Origin of the sequence: Streptomyces sp. NPDC020299 (assembly GCF_044387825.1) — a bacterium.
Lineage (GTDB): Bacteria > Actinomycetota > Actinomycetes > Streptomycetales > Streptomycetaceae > Streptomyces.
In genome coordinates, this window is the sequence record NZ_JBIRWL010000006.1 from 127,405 (window position 1) to 141,182 (window position 13,778).

At 72.2% G+C, this 13,778-nt stretch carries 17 protein-coding genes; 5 read left to right on the forward strand and 12 right to left on the reverse strand.

The genetic code is table 11. The features are described 5' to 3' along the window. Positions 1–2: 2 nt before the first annotated feature. The 3 genes from ACH45E_RS17370 to ACH45E_RS17380 form a co-directional block, all read right to left on the reverse strand. A complete protein-coding gene (locus tag ACH45E_RS17370; RefSeq protein WP_361440581.1) occupies positions 3–1,226 on the reverse strand; it encodes an acyl-CoA dehydrogenase family protein in 1,224 nt (407 codons plus the stop codon). A gap of 5 nt (positions 1,227–1,231) precedes the next feature. Then, a complete protein-coding gene (locus tag ACH45E_RS17375) occupies positions 1,232–2,254 on the reverse strand; it encodes a phosphotransferase family protein (protein WP_361440584.1) in 1,023 nt (340 codons plus the stop codon). Positions 2,255–2,409: 155 nt separating this feature from the next. Then, complete coding sequence (locus tag ACH45E_RS17380; RefSeq protein WP_361440587.1) at positions 2,410–2,709, reverse strand: hypothetical protein; 300 nt, start codon at positions 2,707–2,709, stop codon at positions 2,410–2,412. Between the two features lie 164 nt (positions 2,710–2,873). Between ACH45E_RS17380 and ACH45E_RS17385 the strand changes: the two genes are divergently transcribed. Beyond that, a complete protein-coding gene (locus ACH45E_RS17385) occupies positions 2,874–3,833 on the forward strand; it encodes an NADP-dependent oxidoreductase (protein ID WP_361440590.1) in 960 nt (319 codons plus the stop codon). 187 nt (positions 3,834–4,020) lie between these two features. On the opposite strand, the gene ACH45E_RS17390 is transcribed toward ACH45E_RS17385, so the two are convergent. From ACH45E_RS17390 to ACH45E_RS17405, 4 genes are read right to left on the reverse strand one after another with little or no spacing between them, the layout of a single operon-like run. Further along, positions 4,021–4,359: a DUF202 domain-containing protein gene (locus ACH45E_RS17390; RefSeq protein WP_361440593.1), complete on the reverse strand. Its 339-nt coding sequence runs from the start codon at positions 4,357–4,359 to the stop codon at positions 4,021–4,023. Beyond that, positions 4,356–4,748: a DUF202 domain-containing protein gene (locus tag ACH45E_RS17395; protein ID WP_361440596.1), complete on the reverse strand. Its 393-nt coding sequence runs from the start codon at positions 4,746–4,748 to the stop codon at positions 4,356–4,358. The genes ACH45E_RS17390 and ACH45E_RS17395 overlap by 4 nt, the downstream gene beginning before the upstream one ends. A 21-nt stretch (positions 4,749–4,769) precedes the next feature. Then, positions 4,770–5,285: an NUDIX domain-containing protein gene (locus tag ACH45E_RS17400; protein ID WP_361440599.1), complete on the reverse strand. Its 516-nt coding sequence runs from the start codon at positions 5,283–5,285 to the stop codon at positions 4,770–4,772. 44 nt (positions 5,286–5,329) lie between these two features. After that, positions 5,330–6,241, reverse strand: a complete 912-nt coding sequence (locus ACH45E_RS17405) for a DMT family transporter (protein WP_361440602.1) — start codon at positions 6,239–6,241, stop codon at positions 5,330–5,332. An 809-nt stretch (positions 6,242–7,050) separates the two neighbouring features. Here ACH45E_RS17405 and ACH45E_RS17410 point away from each other — a divergent pair. The 3 genes from ACH45E_RS17410 to ACH45E_RS17420 all read left to right on the forward strand — a co-directional run bounded on the left by ACH45E_RS17410 (position 7,051) and on the right by ACH45E_RS17420 (position 9,459). After that, positions 7,051–7,971 carry a hypothetical protein gene (locus ACH45E_RS17410; RefSeq protein WP_361440605.1) on the forward strand — a complete coding sequence of 307 codons (921 nt, stop codon included), beginning with the start codon at positions 7,051–7,053 and terminating at the stop codon, positions 7,969–7,971. Positions 7,972–8,108: 137 nt separating this feature from the next. Next, the gene (locus tag ACH45E_RS17415) at positions 8,109–8,849 is read left to right on the forward strand and encodes a molybdopterin-dependent oxidoreductase (RefSeq protein WP_361440608.1); all 741 of its coding nucleotides are present in this window, start codon (positions 8,109–8,111) and stop codon (positions 8,847–8,849) included. Then, positions 8,833–9,459, forward strand: coding sequence for a cytochrome b/b6 domain-containing protein (locus ACH45E_RS17420; RefSeq protein WP_361440611.1), 627 nt, complete (start codon positions 8,833–8,835; stop codon positions 9,457–9,459). The genes ACH45E_RS17415 and ACH45E_RS17420 overlap by 17 nt, the downstream gene beginning before the upstream one ends. Positions 9,460–9,499: 40 nt before the next feature. On the opposite strand, the gene ACH45E_RS17425 is transcribed toward ACH45E_RS17420, so the two are convergent. From ACH45E_RS17425 to ACH45E_RS17435, 3 genes are all read right to left on the reverse strand, one after another. After that, positions 9,500–10,264, reverse strand: a complete 765-nt coding sequence (locus ACH45E_RS17425; protein ID WP_361440614.1) for a glucose 1-dehydrogenase — start codon at positions 10,262–10,264, stop codon at positions 9,500–9,502. A gap of 10 nt (positions 10,265–10,274) precedes the next feature. Continuing rightward, positions 10,275–11,672 (reverse strand): gluconate:H+ symporter, encoded by a 1,398-nt coding sequence (locus ACH45E_RS17430; RefSeq protein WP_361440617.1) that lies wholly within the window; start codon positions 11,670–11,672, stop codon positions 10,275–10,277. Between the two features lie 83 nt (positions 11,673–11,755). Further along, positions 11,756–12,277 carry a gluconokinase gene (locus tag ACH45E_RS17435; RefSeq protein ID WP_361440619.1) on the reverse strand — a complete coding sequence of 174 codons (522 nt, stop codon included), beginning with the start codon at positions 12,275–12,277 and terminating at the stop codon, positions 11,756–11,758. Between the two features lie 142 nt (positions 12,278–12,419). Here ACH45E_RS17435 and ACH45E_RS17440 point away from each other — a divergent pair, with 142 nt between their 5' ends. Continuing rightward, a complete protein-coding gene (locus ACH45E_RS17440; RefSeq protein ID WP_361440622.1) occupies positions 12,420–13,121 on the forward strand; it encodes an FCD domain-containing protein in 702 nt (233 codons plus the stop codon). Between the two features lie 22 nt (positions 13,122–13,143). Here the strand turns inward: ACH45E_RS17440 and ACH45E_RS17445 are convergent, their stop codons facing one another. Together ACH45E_RS17445 and ACH45E_RS17450 are read right to left on the reverse strand one after the other, a co-directional pair. Beyond that, on the reverse strand, positions 13,144–13,386 hold the full coding sequence (locus ACH45E_RS17445) for a hypothetical protein (protein ID WP_361440625.1): 243 nt from the start codon (positions 13,384–13,386) through the stop codon (positions 13,144–13,146). After that, a complete protein-coding gene (locus ACH45E_RS17450) occupies positions 13,379–13,753 on the reverse strand; it encodes a YchJ family protein (RefSeq protein ID WP_399040927.1) in 375 nt (124 codons plus the stop codon). The genes ACH45E_RS17445 and ACH45E_RS17450 overlap by 8 nt, the downstream gene beginning before the upstream one ends. Between the last annotated feature and the right edge of the window lie 25 nt (positions 13,754–13,778).

Here is a 13,778-nt window from a genome sequence, read left to right on the forward strand (position 1 = left end):
CCTTACAGGTACTTCTTCAGTTCCCGCCGCGCCAGCGACCGCTGGTGCACCTCGTCGGGGCCGTCCGCGATCATCAGGGTGCGGGCGCTCGCGTACAGCTCGGCGAGCGGGAAGTCCTGGCTCACACCGCCCGCGCCGTGCAGCTGGATCGCACGGTCGATGATGTCCACGACCGCACGGGGCGTGGCGATCTTGATGGCCTGGATCTCCGCGTGGGCGCCCTTGTTGCCGACCGTGTCCATCAGCCAGGCCGTCTTGAGCACCAGCAGCCGCAGCTGCTCGACCGTCACCCGGGCGTCGGCGATCCAGTTGTGGACCACGCCCTGCTGGGCGAGCGCCTTGCCGAAGGCCGTGCGGGAGACGGCCCGCCTGCACATCAGCTCGATCGCCCGCTCCGCCATGCCGATCAGCCGCATGCAGTGGTGGATACGGCCGGGACCGAGCCGGGCCTGCGCGATGGCGAAGCCGCCGCCCTCCTCGCCGATCAGGTTGGACACCGGCACGCGCGCGTGGTCGAAGATCACCTCGGCGTGGCCGCCGTGGGAGTGGTCCTCGTAGCCGAACACCTGCATGGCCCGCTTGACCGTGACACCAGGCGTGTCGCGCGGGACCAGCACCATGGACTGCTGGCGGCGGATGTCCGGCCCGTCCGGGTCGGTCTTGCCCATCACGATGAAGATCTTGCAGTCCGGGTTCATCGCCCCGGAGATGTACCACTTGCGGCCGGTGATGACATACTCGTCCGCACCGTTGGAGGCTCGCTCGATGAGCGTGGTGATGTTGGTGGCGTCCGAGGAGGCCACCTCCGGCTCGGTCATCGCGAACGCCGAGCGGATCTCACCGGCGAGCAGCGGCTCCAGCCACTGCTTCTTCTGCTGCTCGTCGCCGAACTGCGAGAGCACCTCCATGTTCCCGGTGTCCGGCGCCGCGCAGTTCGTCGCGGTCGGCGCGAGGTGCGGGGAGCGGCCGGTGATCTCGGCGAGCGGCGCGTACTGGAGGTTCGTCAGCCCCGCCCCGTACTCGGCGTCGGGCAGGAAGAGGTTCCACAGGCCCTGCCTGCGGGCCTCCGCCTTGAGCTCCCCGACCACGGCCGGGGTGTCCCACGGCGAGGCCAGCGCGGCCCGCTGCTCCTCGGCGACCGGCTCGGCCGGGTAGACGTACTCGTCCATGAAGGCGAGGAGCTTGGCGCGCAGTTCCTCCGTGCGCGCGTCGAACGCGAAGTCCATGCCGGTCAGCCTTCCTGAAGAGTGGTCAGTCCGTGGTGGATGAAGACGGGGACGAGCTCGCCGATCCGGTCGAAGCCGCGCCCGACCGTCTGGCCCAGTGTGTACCGGTAGTGGATGCCCTCCAGGATCACGGCCAGCTTGAACCAGGCGAACGCCGTGTACCAGGAGACGGCCGAGACGTCCCGGCCCGAACGCGCGGCGTACCGCTCGATCAGCTCGGCCGGGGACGGGTGCCCGGGAGCCTCGGCGGTGGTGGAGACCGGCGACTCGGGCATGCCCAGCGGCTGGCTGTACATCACCAGCAGGCCCAGGTCGGTGAGCGGGTCGCCGAGGGTGGACATCTCCCAGTCGAGGATCGCCTTGATCTGGTCGTCGGCGCCGATCAGGACGTTGTCGAGGCGGTAGTCGCCGTGCACGACGGTGGGCGCGGGGGAGTCCGGCAGCCGCCGGCCGAGAGTGGCGTGCAGCTCGTCGATGCCGGCCAGTTCGCGGTTGCGCGAGGCGTCCAGCTGCTTGCCCCAGCGGCGCAGTTGCCGGTCCAGGAAGCCCTCGGGCCGGCCGAAGTCCGCCAGGCCCACCTCGGCGGGGTCCACCGCGTGCAGCTCCACCAGGGTGTCGACGAGGGACAGCACGGCGTTCCGGGTACGCTCCTCGCCCAGCGGGGCGAGCTGGTCCGCGGTGCGGTAGGGGGTGCCCTCGACGAACTCCATCACGTAGAACGGGGACCCGAGTACGTCCTCGTCCTCGCACAGCAGCACCGGGCTCGGCACCGGTACGTTCGTCGGGTGCAGCGCGCTGATCACGCGGTGCTCGCGCTTCATGTCGTGCGCGGTGGCCAGTACATGGCCGAGCGGGGGCCGGCGTACGACCCACCGGGAGGTCCCGTCGGAGACCGCGTAGGTGAGGTTCGACCGTCCGCCCTCGATCAGCCGGCCCGTCAGCGGGCCGGTCACCAGTCCGGGCCGTTCCCGGTCGAGCAGGCCGCGCAGCCGGTCGAGATCGAGTCCGGGCGGATGGTCGGGGCTCATACGTCGCTCCTACGAACGGTGAACAGGATACGACTCATGATGCCGACCGGTCGGTATGTCGTCCAGTAGGAGGACCAAACGTGATCGGTGCCACGATAGGCCGACGGCTCCCCGGGCGCTTGCCGGGGAGCCGTCGGCCGCTGCCTGCCGGCCGGTCAGTGGTCGTCCCAGTGGCCGTCGTGCTCGGCGTGGCGGTGGCCGTCGTGCACGTAGTCGACGTGGTCGCCGTGCCGTACGCGCGCGTGCCCGCAGCCCGCGCCGTGCCGGTGGTCGTGTCCCTCGTGGGTGACGTGCCCGGCGGGTTCGCACTCGTCCCAGTGGCTCTCGTGCTCGCGGTGCAGGTGCCCGTCGTGCGCGTAGTCGGTGTGGTCGCCGTGCGGCACCGCCGTGTGACCGCAGCCCGGGCCGTGGGCGTGTGTGCCGTGGAGGGTGTGTTCCTGGTGAAGGACGGTCATGGCGCTCACCTTCGGGGGGTACGGGGACGTGAACGTCGACGACGCCGGTGACAGTGACAGTGACGACACTGACGGCGGCGGCGACACCACAGGCTGCCACGTAAACGACTCATATCGGGTCATCCCGCTTGCGTGGCGTCCGCGTACCCCGGAGGGTCGGTGACATGAAGGGCATCCACTACAGCCGCTACGGCGGAGCAGAGGTCCTCGAGTACGGCGAGCTGCGCGATCCCAAGGTCGGCCCCGACTCGGTGCTGGTGAAGGTGCGCGCGGCGGCCGTCAACCCCGTCGACTGGAAGTGCCGCGAGGGCTATCTGGACGGCCTCCTGGACGCCGTCTTCCCGGTCGTCCCCGGCTGGGACGTCTCCGGCGTCGTCGTGCGACCGGGGGCGGCCGTCACCGAGTTCGCCGTCGGCGACGAGGTCATCGGCTACGTCCGCGAGGACTTCCTGTCCCGGGGCACCTTCGCCGAGTACGTGGCCGCCCCCGTGCGCACCCTGGCCCGCAAGCCGCGCAACCTCACCCACGAGGAGGCGGCCGGGCTGCCGCTGGCCGGACTCACCGCCTACCAGGTGCTGGTCAAGACGCTGGAGGTCAAGCGGGGCGAGACCGTTCTGGTGCACGCGGCGGCCGGCGGGGTCGGATCGATCGCCGTCCAGCTCGCCGCCCACTTCGGGGCCCGGGCCATCGGTACGGCGAGCGAGCGCAACCACGACTTCGTGCGCGGCCTGGGCGGCGAACCGGTGACGTACGGAGACGGCCTGGCCGAGCGGGTGCGAGGCCTCGCCCCGGAGGGGGTGGACGCGGTCTTCGACACCGTCGGCGGCGACGCGCTCAAGGCCTCTGTGAACCTGCTCGCCCCCGAGGGCCGGCTGGCGTCGATCGCCGACCCGGACGTGGTCGGCTCCGGCGGCCGCTACTGCTTCGTACGCCCGGACGCGGAGGACCTGGGCCGCCTGTCCGAGCTCGCCGAACAGGGTGCGGTGTCGGTGCATGTGTCCGAGACCTTCCCGCTGGAGCGGGCGGCGGACGCGCACCGGGCGAACCAGGAGGGCCGGACCCGGGGCAAGATCGTGGTGACCGTGGATTGGTCGAAGGAGACGGAAGCGGATTCCGGGCAGTAGCGGACTTAGGGGTCCTTGCACTATGAGCGCCCGATCAGGTCGCGTGGTCTGGTGCCGTGCATCGCAAGGCGCCGGAAAGCCCTCGTAGCGGAGCTACTAGGGCTTTCCGGCAACGCGGCGAGGTGCGGTGCCAGGCCGCGTGACCCGGGCGGGCATAGTGCAAGGACCCCTTAAGGGCCCACCGGCCCTACACGACGAGCGCGGCGGCGCACACCGCCATCGCCACCGTGCACAGCACCGCCGCCAGGGCGTGGCGCGGGGCGAGCGCGGCGATCCGCTCGGCCGGGCTCGCGAGCGCGCGGATGCGGTGGTGGGCGACCAGCAGGAAGCCCACCCAGAGGCCGCCGCACAGGGCGCAGGCCACGATCCCGGTGGCCGATACCCCGCCGTGCAGCGCGGCCCGCAGCGCGAGCACGGAGGCGACCGCGTACGACAGCGTGGTGCGCCGCCAGGCGAGCCGGGTCCGCTCCGGCTGCAGCCCTGGATCACGGCCGGGGTCACGGCCGGGGTCCCGATCGGTCGTCACCCGGCCCACCCGGCCAGCACGACCACGACCATGGCGATGGCGACCACCGCGACGACCAGGCTCAGCACGGCGGGGAACCGGGAGGCGGGCAAGTCCTCGCCCCGGCGCATGGCCCGCTCGCAGCGCACCCAGTGGTTCACCGCCCTGAGCGAGCACAGCACACCCGCCGCGAGCAGGGCCAGCGCCAGCCCGACGCGCCAGCCCCAGCGCAGCTCGGGCAGGAACTGGTCCACCGCGAACCCGCCGCCGATCAGCGCCAGCGCGGTCCGCAGCCAGGCCAGGAAGGTGCGCTCGTTCGCCAGCGAGAACCGGTAGTCGGGCGTACTGCCCTCCTCCCGCACCCGCTCCGGCGCGAACCACAACCGGACGTTCCGTACGAACTCGATCACACGGCCGACCCTACCGGGGCGTCACGGGGCCGCCCGGAACGCCCTCAGCCGCTCGTACGCCGCCAGCCCGTCCGGCACCCACGCCCACGCGCCGAGCCGCCGCTCCACCTCCTCCTCGGGCAGGAAGTCGTACCAGGCCACCTCCTCCACCTGCGGCCGCACCGGCGTCTCGCAACGGACCTCGTACACCGCCGACCACCAGCTCTGCCCGGCACCGTTGTCGTAGAGGAACTTGAACAGGAACGCCGGCCGGGGCAGCCCGCTCACCCCCAGCTCCTCCTCCGCCTCCCGCAGCGCCGCGTCGTCGTAGGACTCGCCCGCCCCGACGACGCCCCCGACGAACATGTCATGCAGGGAGGGGAACACCAGCTTGGTGGGCGTACGCCGGTGCACGAAGAGCCGGCCGGCACCGTCCCGGGCCTGGATGAACACGCATCGGTGGCGCAGTCCGCGCGCGTACGCCTCCCCACGCGGGGACCGCCCGATGACCTGGTCGTTCTCGTCGACGATGTCGAGGATCTCGTCAGCAGCGCTCATGGCCCCATCAAAGCAGGGCGGCCCCGCCGGGGAGCCGGGCCGGGTCAGTGCGGCTGGAGGTCCCGCGCCCGCTCCTGCTCCGCCGTACCGCGCGGCATCGCCGGGTGCAGCCCCAGCAGCATGATCCCCGTGACGATCGCCGCGAGGCCCGCCGCCTCCCAGGCCAGCGCGCCGGTGTCGGTGCGCAGCCGGTCGCCGAGGAAGCCCACCCCGCACAGGATCCCGGCCAGCGGCTGGGTCGCGGTGAGCGCGGGCAGCGACATACGCAGCGGGGCGGTCTCGAACGCGCTCTGCACGAGGAGCAGCCCGGTCACGCCGAGCGCGACCACCCCGTACGGCTGCCAGCCGGTGAACACCTCGGCGAGCCCGCCCTCGGAGAAACGCTCCCCGCTGACCCGGGTCAGCGCGTCCTGCACGCCGTACAGAAGCCCGGCCGCGCAGGCCAGCAGGACCGGGCCCCAGCTCAGTCTCGAACGTTTGGCGTACGTCGTGAGCACCAGGGCGACGCCGACCATGGCGCCGATGATCAGCCAGTGCCGGAACGGGTCGGCGACGGCGGTCCCGCCGCGCGGCTGCCCGGCCACGATGAACGCGGTCACGCCGCCCGCGAGGAGCGCGAGCCCGGCCCAGCCCTGGTGGCCGAGGACCTGCCGGGTCCGGTACCGGGACAGGGCGAGGGCGAACAGCAGGTTCGTGGCGAGCAGTGGTTCCACCAGGGAGATCTCGCCCTGGCCCAGGGCGATCGCGCCCAGGACCATGCCGGCCACCATCAGGCCTATGCCGCCCAGCCAACTGGGCACTCTCATCAGGTCGAGCAGCAGCCGGAACGACAGGAAGTCGCCGAGCGGTGCCTTCTGGGCGGCGGCCTGCTGGAGCACGAACCCGAAGCCCAGACAACAGGCCGCGCTCACGGCGAGAATCAGAACCAGAACCGACACGCTGCGTACCTCGATCATCCGGCCGGGCCACGGAGTGCGTAGTGGCCGACTGTAGCGCTCCCGGGTCGGCGTTGCCCCTGGGAGTACCCGGAACTGGGCAGTTGACTCGGTCACGCTGCCCGGGGGGACGCGTGGGCGGCGGCGGACCGTACTGCCATGGTCCGTTGGCCGGGCCGGTGGCGCCATGGCACACACCACAGGGTGACCTGCGACGCGGTGTCCCCGGGGGCGCTCGCGGGGCCGAGTGGATCACAACTGGCCCATGGGGAAAGGTGGTTGACGCGTATAACACCTCGCCTTCGCTTGACGGAAACTGTTGGCTGAGGGTTTGCTGTGCGTGATCGGCCGATACCGGCCCGCCACCCGCCCGGACGCCGACACCCAGCCCCGCCCCCGAGGAAGGCCCCCCGCTGTCCCCAAGCCGCTCCCGCACCCCCCGGGCCACCACCGACACGCGGTCGGCCGACCGGCCCGATCCCGCGCCCGACCCGCCCGTTCCCGCGCCGGGGATTCCCTGCGGGGGCGCGCCTGTTCCGGTGTCCCGCACGGCGGGCACCGCCGCGTCCGGGGCGGGGACGGCCGACGCGGCCGAGCCTGTGCCTGGCAGCGAGCCGGGCGCCGCGCCTGTGCCGGCGGTCGACGGTGAGTTGGGCCGCGGGCCCGGGGCTGCGGCCGGTGGCGGACGGCGCGTCGGGAACGCGGCCAGGTGGGGCGGGTTGGGCGCCGGGGCCGTGCCGGAGGTCGGCGGCGGGTGGGACTTCGGTGACGTACCCGTGGGCGGTGGCGTGTCGGGCGGCGGGTCGAGGAGCGCGGCGGAGTCCGCCCCGGTGCCTGACCGAAGCACCGTCCCCGCCTTCGATCCCGCCCACGACGACGCCGAACTGGTCGCCGCCCGCGCAGCGCTGGCGCAGGGCCGTCGGCAGGCCGCCCGCGCGCTTCTGCAGCGCACCGGGGACGACTGGGACCGGCGGGGACACCGTATCGCCGTCCTCGCTCAGCACCCGTACGCCGCCGCCTGGGCCCGCGACTGGCTGGGCGCCGAGCCCCGGTCCGCCGACGCCGCCGCGCTCCTCGCCCTGGCCTTCGTCCATCGTGCCCGGCGTGGGAAGGAGGGGCGCGGCCCGGCCCGGGACGCCTGCCGTGCCGCGGCCGCGCTGGCGCCCGCCGACCCCACCCCGTGGCTCGGCCTGCTCTTACTCGAGCGGGCCGCCGGCAACGACGACACGGTGGCCCGGATCTTCGGCGAGGTGCGCGACCGGCACCCCGAGCACCACCACGCCCACCACTTGATGGTCGCCCGGCTCGCCGAGCGTGACGCCGGCCGCGGCCCGGACCCGCTGCACGAGGTGTACGACTTCGCCGACCGGACAGCCGCCCGGGCCCCCGCCGACTCCCCGCTCGCCCTCCTGCCCGTCATCGCCCGCGCCGAGCGCTACCGCGTACTGGCCACGGCCGGCTTCGAGCCCGCCGACCCGGCCGGCTCCGCCCACTGGACGGGGAGCCGCGCCCGGCAGGCGACCCGGGCCGCGTTCGACTGGTGGCTGGAGTGGGAGCACGACGACCACCCGCGCCGGCACGTCGACCTGAACTTCCTCGCCCACGCCATGGCCTGCCAGGAGCGGACCGCCGAGGCCGCCGCCCTGTTCCGGCGCATCGGCCGGCACGCCACCGAGGCCCCCTGGTCGTACCCGCACCACGACCCGTGCACCGCCTTCCGCACGGCCCGCGGCCGGGTCCTCGGCAGCTGACCCGGCCCGCGTCCGACGCCTCGCCATGCGACGGACAGACGCCTCTCCATGAGACGGACATGAGAAGTGATTACGGAATCCTGACGGGAATCCGTGATCACTGGCCCGCCGGGCCGCAAGAGTGCTCGAATGAAAAGGTGAACCCCGAACAACCCGAGTCCGAACAACCCGAGGACGAGGGCCGCCCCATCGGCCGCCGCGTCTTCCTCGGCACTCTCGGCCTGGGCGCCCTGGGCGTGGTCGCCGCGCCCGCCCTTCAGCGTGGCATGGAGTCCTTCCTCGGCACGGTCTCCGGCAAGGACCCGACGGGCCTGACCGGCCTCCTGCCGAACGGCGGCGGCTTCCGCTACTACTCGGTGGCCGCCTCCGTCCCGCACAAGGGCCCCGCGGACTACCGGCTCAAGATCGACGGCCTCGTCGACCATCCCCGCACCTACACCCTGGCCGACCTGCGCGCCCAGCCGCAGACCCGGCTGGTCAAGGACGTGCAGTGCGTCACCGGCTGGCGCGTCCCGGGCACCCCCTTCCAGGGCGTCCGCCTCGCGCACCTGCTGGACACGGCAGGCGTGCGCGAGGGCGCGAAGGCGATCCGCTTCACCTGCTTCGACGGCACGTACACCGAGAGCCTCACCCTGGACCAGGCCCGCCGCCCCGACATCCTGGTCGCCCTGCGCATGCAGGACAAGGACATCGGCCACGACCACGGCGGCCCGGTCCGCCTGTACGTGGCGCCCATGTACTTCTACAAGTCCGCCAAGTGGCTCTCCGGCATCACCGTCACGGACCGCGTCCAGGAGGGCTACTGGGAGAGGCTGGGCTATGACGTCGACGCCTGGGTGGGCCGCTCGAACGGACGGACAGATGAGCCTACGAGCTGAGACCCCCGCCCCGCCGAGCGCGCGGATCCACCGCTTCAGCCGGGCCGAACGGTGGGTGCACCGGACGACGGCCGTGCTGATGGGCGTGTGCGTCGCCACCGCGGCCTGCCTCTACATCCCCCAGCTCGCCATTCTCGTCGGCCGTCGCGAACTGGTCGTACGCATCCACGAGTGCGCCGGCCTCGCCCTGCCCGCACCGGTCCTGCTCGGCCTCGCCTCCCGCGCCTTCCGCGCCGACCTCGGCTTCCTCAACCGGTTCGGCCCGCACGACCGGCTCTGGCTGCGCGCCGCGCTGCGCCGCGACCGGCGGCCCGTAGCCCGCCCGGCGGCCAAGTTCAACGCCGGGCAGAAGGTCTACGCCGCCTGGATCGCCGGGGCGACGCTGGTGATGCTCGGCACCGGCCTGATGATGTGGTTCACCCACCTCACCCCGCTGATGTGGCGCACCAGCGCCACCTTCGTGCACGACTGGCTGGCCCTGACCATCGGCGTCGTCCTCGGTGGTCACATCGGGATGGCCCTGGCCGACCCCGAGGCCCGCCGCGGCCTGCGCACCGGTTCGGTGAGCCGGGAGTGGGCGGAGCGCGAACATCCGCTGTGGCGGCCCTGACGGAAGGCCGCGGCGGCCGTGCCGAGTTCCTCCCCGGGGTTCACAGCACGCTCGTCATTCCGCCGTCGACGTACAGCACCTGCCCGCTGACGAAGTCCGCCGCGGGGGAGGCGAGGAACAGCACCCCGCCCACCAGGTCCTCGGTACGGCCCCACCGGCCGGCCGGGGTGCGCCGCCGCACCCAGGCGCTGAACTCCTCGTCCTCGACGAGGGGCCCGGTCAGCTCGGTCTCGATGTAGCCGGGGCCGAGGCCGTTGACCTGGACGCCGTGCGGTCCCCAGTCGGCGCACATGCCCTTGGTGAGCATCTTCAGCGCCCCCTTGGTCGCCGCGTACGGCGCGATGCCGGGGCGGGCGACCTCGCTCTGCAGCGAGCAGATGTTGATGATCTTGCCGTGGCCGCGGGCCGTCATCCGCCGGGCCGCTTCCCGGCCCACCAGGAACGCGCTGGTGAGGTTGGTGTCCAGGATGCGGTGCCAGTCGGAGTCGGTGAACTCCAGCAGGGGCGCGCGCAGTTGCATGCCCGCGTTGTTGACCAGGATGTCCAGCGGGCCCACCCGCTCCTCGGCCTCGGCGATTCCGGCGGCCACCGACGGGCCGTCGGTCACGTCGAACGCGGCCGTGTGCACCCGGTCGCCGGGCAGTGCGGCTGCGGCCTCGGCGAGCCGGTCGGTGTCCCGTCCGTTGAGGACCACCGTGCACCCGGCCTCGACCAGCCCGCGGGCGAGGGCGAGTCCGATGCCCCGGCTGGAGCCGGTGACCAGGGCCGTGCGGCCGCCGATGTCGAAGAGGGGGTGAGCCGTCATCGCCGTACTCCTAGATCACGAGGGACAACAGCAGGACCAGTCCGCCGGCGACCACGGAGATGATGGTCTCCATGACCGACCAGGTCTTGACGGTCTGCCCGACGCTCAGCCCGAAGTACTCCTTGACCAGCCAGAACCCGGCGTCGTTGACATGGCTGAAGAACAGCGAGCCGGCGCCGATGGCGAGGACGAGCAGCGCGGTGTGCGTGGTCGACATGTCGGCCGCCAGCGGGGCGACCAGGCCGGCCGCCGAGACGGTCGCCACCGTCGCCGAACCGGTCGCAAGCCGGATCGCCACCGCGATCAGCCAGGCCAGCAGCAGCGCCGGGATCGACCAGTCCTTGGAGATGTCCAGGATCATCTGACCCACACCGCAGTCGATCAGGGTCTGCTTGAAGCCACCGCCCGCACCGACGATGAGCAGGATGCCCGCGATCGGCATCAGACCCTTCTCGACGGTCTGCGAGATCCGCTCCCTGGAGAACCCGGCCGGCCGGCCGAGCGTGAACATGCCGACGAGGACGGCCGCGAGCAGGGCGATCAGCGGGGAGCCGACGACGTCGAAGACCCGCTGGGTGGTGTTCGCGGGGTCGTCCACGACGAGGTCGACCAGCGCCTTGACGAGCATGAGGACGACCGGCAGCAGCACGGTGGCCAGCGTGGGCCCGAAGCCGGGACGCTTCTCCAGCTCCTCGGAGGCGCGCGGCGGCAGCATCCGGTCCGGAACCGGCACGTCCACCCAGCGGGCGGCGACCTTGGAGAACAGCGGGCCGGCGATGATCACCGTGGGGATCGCGACGAGGATGCCCAGCGCCAGCGTCACACCGAGATTGGCCTTGACCGCGTCGATCGCGACCAGCGGGCCGGGGTGCGGCGGCACCAGCCCGTGCATCACGGACAGGCCGGCCAGCGCCGGGATGCCGATCCGCATCAGTGAGTAGTTGCCGCGCTTGGCGACCATCAGCACCACCGGGATCAGCAGCACGATGCCGACCTCGAAGAACAGCGGCAGGCCGATCACCGAGGCGATCAGCACCATCGCCCACGGCATCGCCCGGCCGCCCGCCTTGGCGAGGACCGTGTCGACGATCTGGTCCGCGCCGCCGGAGTCGGCGAGCAGCTTGCCGAGTATCGCGCCGAGCGCGATCAGGACACCGACACCGGCCACCGTGGTGCCCAGGCCGGTGGTGAAACTGAGGATGGCCTTGTCCAGGGGCGCCCCGGCGACGGCCCCCAGCGTCAGCGACCCGATGGTCAGCGCCAGGAAGGCATGGAGCTTGAACTCGGTGATGAGCAGGACGATGACGGCGATGCCCACCAGGACGGCGATGCCCAGCTGTGCGTGGCCGGCCGAGGTGATCGGCGCAGGCGCGTCCGCTGCCAGCATCTCGACACTGAGTCTGGTCACGGTTTCCCTTGCGGTTACGGGGGACGGGGGACGGGGGAGGGGTGTGGGGGTGTGGGGGTGTGAGGAGGTGGCGGGTGGCCGGGTTACCGGGCGGCCGGATCGGGGAGCTCGTCGAGCGCCGCCACGGCCCGTTCGGTGATGGCCTCCGGACCGCCGGAGACGTCGACGACGACGCCCGCCTCGTCCGCCTGGAGGGGTTCGAGGGTGGCGAACTGCGAGTCGAGCAGCGCGGTGGGCATGAAATGGCCCTGACGGTGCGTCATACGATCCTCGATCAGCGACCGTTCGCCCGCCAGGTGCACGAACACGATGCCGGGAGCCGCCGCCCTGAGCCGGTCACGGTACGACCGCTTCAGCGCCGAACAGCTGACCACCCCGCCGAGCCCGGCCCGCCCGTGCGCCCACGCGCCGATGGCGTCGAGCCACGGCCACCTGTCGGCGTCGCCGAGCGGGATGCCGGCCACCATCTTGTCGATGTTGGCCTGCGGGTGGAAGTCGTCGGCCTCGGCGTAGGGAACGCCGAACCGGGCGGCGAGCAGCGGACCGATCGTGGTCTTGCCCGTGCCGGCGACGCCCATCACCACGACGACGTGGGGGGTACGCATCTCTGCCTCGCTGTCTTCGTCGACATCTGGCGCCTTCACGGACGCCGACGACACTGAAACCGATTAGGTACGACTAATTCAAGAGTCTGTGACAAATAAGTCTGACTTTTTGGCCCAGTGATCCACCGCGTACGCTGAGTGCATGAGCACACCGGGCCGGGGGCTGCACGGCCATGTACTGGACACCCTCGGTCCCGCCATCACCGCGGGCGAGTACCCTCCGGGCAGCGTTCTGCGCACGGACGAACTCGCGCAGAGCTTCGATGTGTCACGGTCCGTGATGCGCGAGGCGGTGCGCGTGCTGGAGTCCATGCATCTGGTCGAGTCCCGCCGCCGGGTGGGCGTGACGGTCCGGCCCAAGGCCGAGTGGAACGTCTACGACCCGCAGGTCATCCGCTGGCGCCTGGCGGGCGCCGACCGCCCGCACCAGCTGCGCTCGCTGACCGTCCTGCGTTCCGCGGTCGAACCGGTGGCGGCGGCCCTCGCCGCGAAGAACGCCACGGCCGAGCAGTGCGCCGAGCTCACCGAGTGCGCCCTCGGCATGGTGGCCAACTCACGCGGCCGGCGGCTCAAGGGGTACCTCGTCCACGACGTCGCCTTCCACCGGGTGATCCTCACCGCCTCCGGCAACGAGATGTTCGCCCGCCTCGGCGACGTCGTCACCGAGGTCCTCACGGGCCGCACCCACCACGAGGTGATGTTCGAGGACCCCGACCCGGCCGCCGTCACCCTCCACGTCCAGCTCGCCGAAGCGATCCGCGCCGGCGACGCGACCCGTGCCGAACAGCTGACCAGGGAGATCACCGTGGGCGCCCTCCACGAACTGGACATCCTGGCGCCCTGATCCGGTGCCTGCCGCGCATTTCTCAGGAGTGATGCGCGGCCACCACGATCACGACATACGCGCAGGCGACGACCGCGCCCAAGAAGGCGACGACGTCGGCGATCACCGCGCAGCCGAGCAGCCCTGAGACGCCGGCGATCGCCGCCCAGCCGAACCGCGTCGCGCGTTGGGCCCGCCGGACCGCGTCGCGGTGGTCAGCGTCGTCGTACCAGTCGCGGCCGTCGTACCAGTCGCGGCCGTCGTCGCACCGGTCGCGCTCAGTCATCCGGGAATTCCCCGTCGACGTACACCCACGCCCCGTCCACCCGCTCGAACCGGCTCCGCTCGTGCAGCGAACCGCCCCGGTAGGAGGCCCGGAACGTCACCGTCCCGGTGGAGTGGAAGGCCGACCCGTCCGCGGTGTCCAGCACCTCCAGGGCCGTCCACCTCATCCCCGGATCGAGGTCCAGCCGCGCGGGCCGCGTCCGCGGATGCCAGGTGCGCAGCAGGTAACCCGCGTCACCCTTCACGAACGCGCTGTACCGCGACCGCATCAACGCCTCCGCACTCGGCGCGGCGGCACCGGCGTGATAGCGGCCGCAGCACTTCTCGTACGGCTCGGACAGCCCGCACGGGCAGAAACGCGAGGTCATGGACGCCATTGTCGCAGCACCCGTC

Bases quoted from the DNA above. Each gene is read 5' to 3' on its own strand.
- ACH45E_RS17370 (WP_361440581.1), bottom strand. From the start codon at position 1,226: ATGGACTTCGCGTTCGACGCGCGCACGGAGGAACTGCGCGCCAAGCTC.
- ACH45E_RS17375 (WP_361440584.1), bottom strand. From the start codon at position 2,254: ATGAGCCCCGACCATCCGCCCGGACTCGATCTCGACCGGCTGCGCGGC.
- ACH45E_RS17380 (WP_361440587.1), bottom strand. From the start codon at position 2,709: ATGACCGTCCTTCACCAGGAACACACCCTCCACGGCACACACGCCCAC.
- ACH45E_RS17385 (WP_361440590.1), top strand. From the start codon at position 2,874: ATGAAGGGCATCCACTACAGCCGCTACGGCGGAGCAGAGGTCCTCGAG.
- ACH45E_RS17400 (WP_361440599.1), bottom strand. From the start codon at position 5,285: ATGAGCGCTGCTGACGAGATCCTCGACATCGTCGACGAGAACGACCAG.
- ACH45E_RS17405 (WP_361440602.1), bottom strand. From the start codon at position 6,241: ATGATCGAGGTACGCAGCGTGTCGGTTCTGGTTCTGATTCTCGCCGTG.
- ACH45E_RS17420 (WP_361440611.1), top strand. From the start codon at position 8,833: ATGAGCCTACGAGCTGAGACCCCCGCCCCGCCGAGCGCGCGGATCCAC.
- ACH45E_RS17425 (WP_361440614.1), bottom strand. From the start codon at position 10,264: ATGACGGCTCACCCCCTCTTCGACATCGGCGGCCGCACGGCCCTGGTC.
- ACH45E_RS17435 (WP_361440619.1), bottom strand. From the start codon at position 12,277: ATGCGTACCCCCCACGTCGTCGTGGTGATGGGCGTCGCCGGCACGGGC.
- ACH45E_RS17440 (WP_361440622.1), top strand. From the start codon at position 12,420: ATGAGCACACCGGGCCGGGGGCTGCACGGCCATGTACTGGACACCCTC.
- ACH45E_RS17445 (WP_361440625.1), bottom strand. From the start codon at position 13,386: ATGACTGAGCGCGACCGGTGCGACGACGGCCGCGACTGGTACGACGGC.
- ACH45E_RS17450 (WP_399040927.1), bottom strand. From the start codon at position 13,753: ATGACCTCGCGTTTCTGCCCGTGCGGGCTGTCCGAGCCGTACGAGAAG.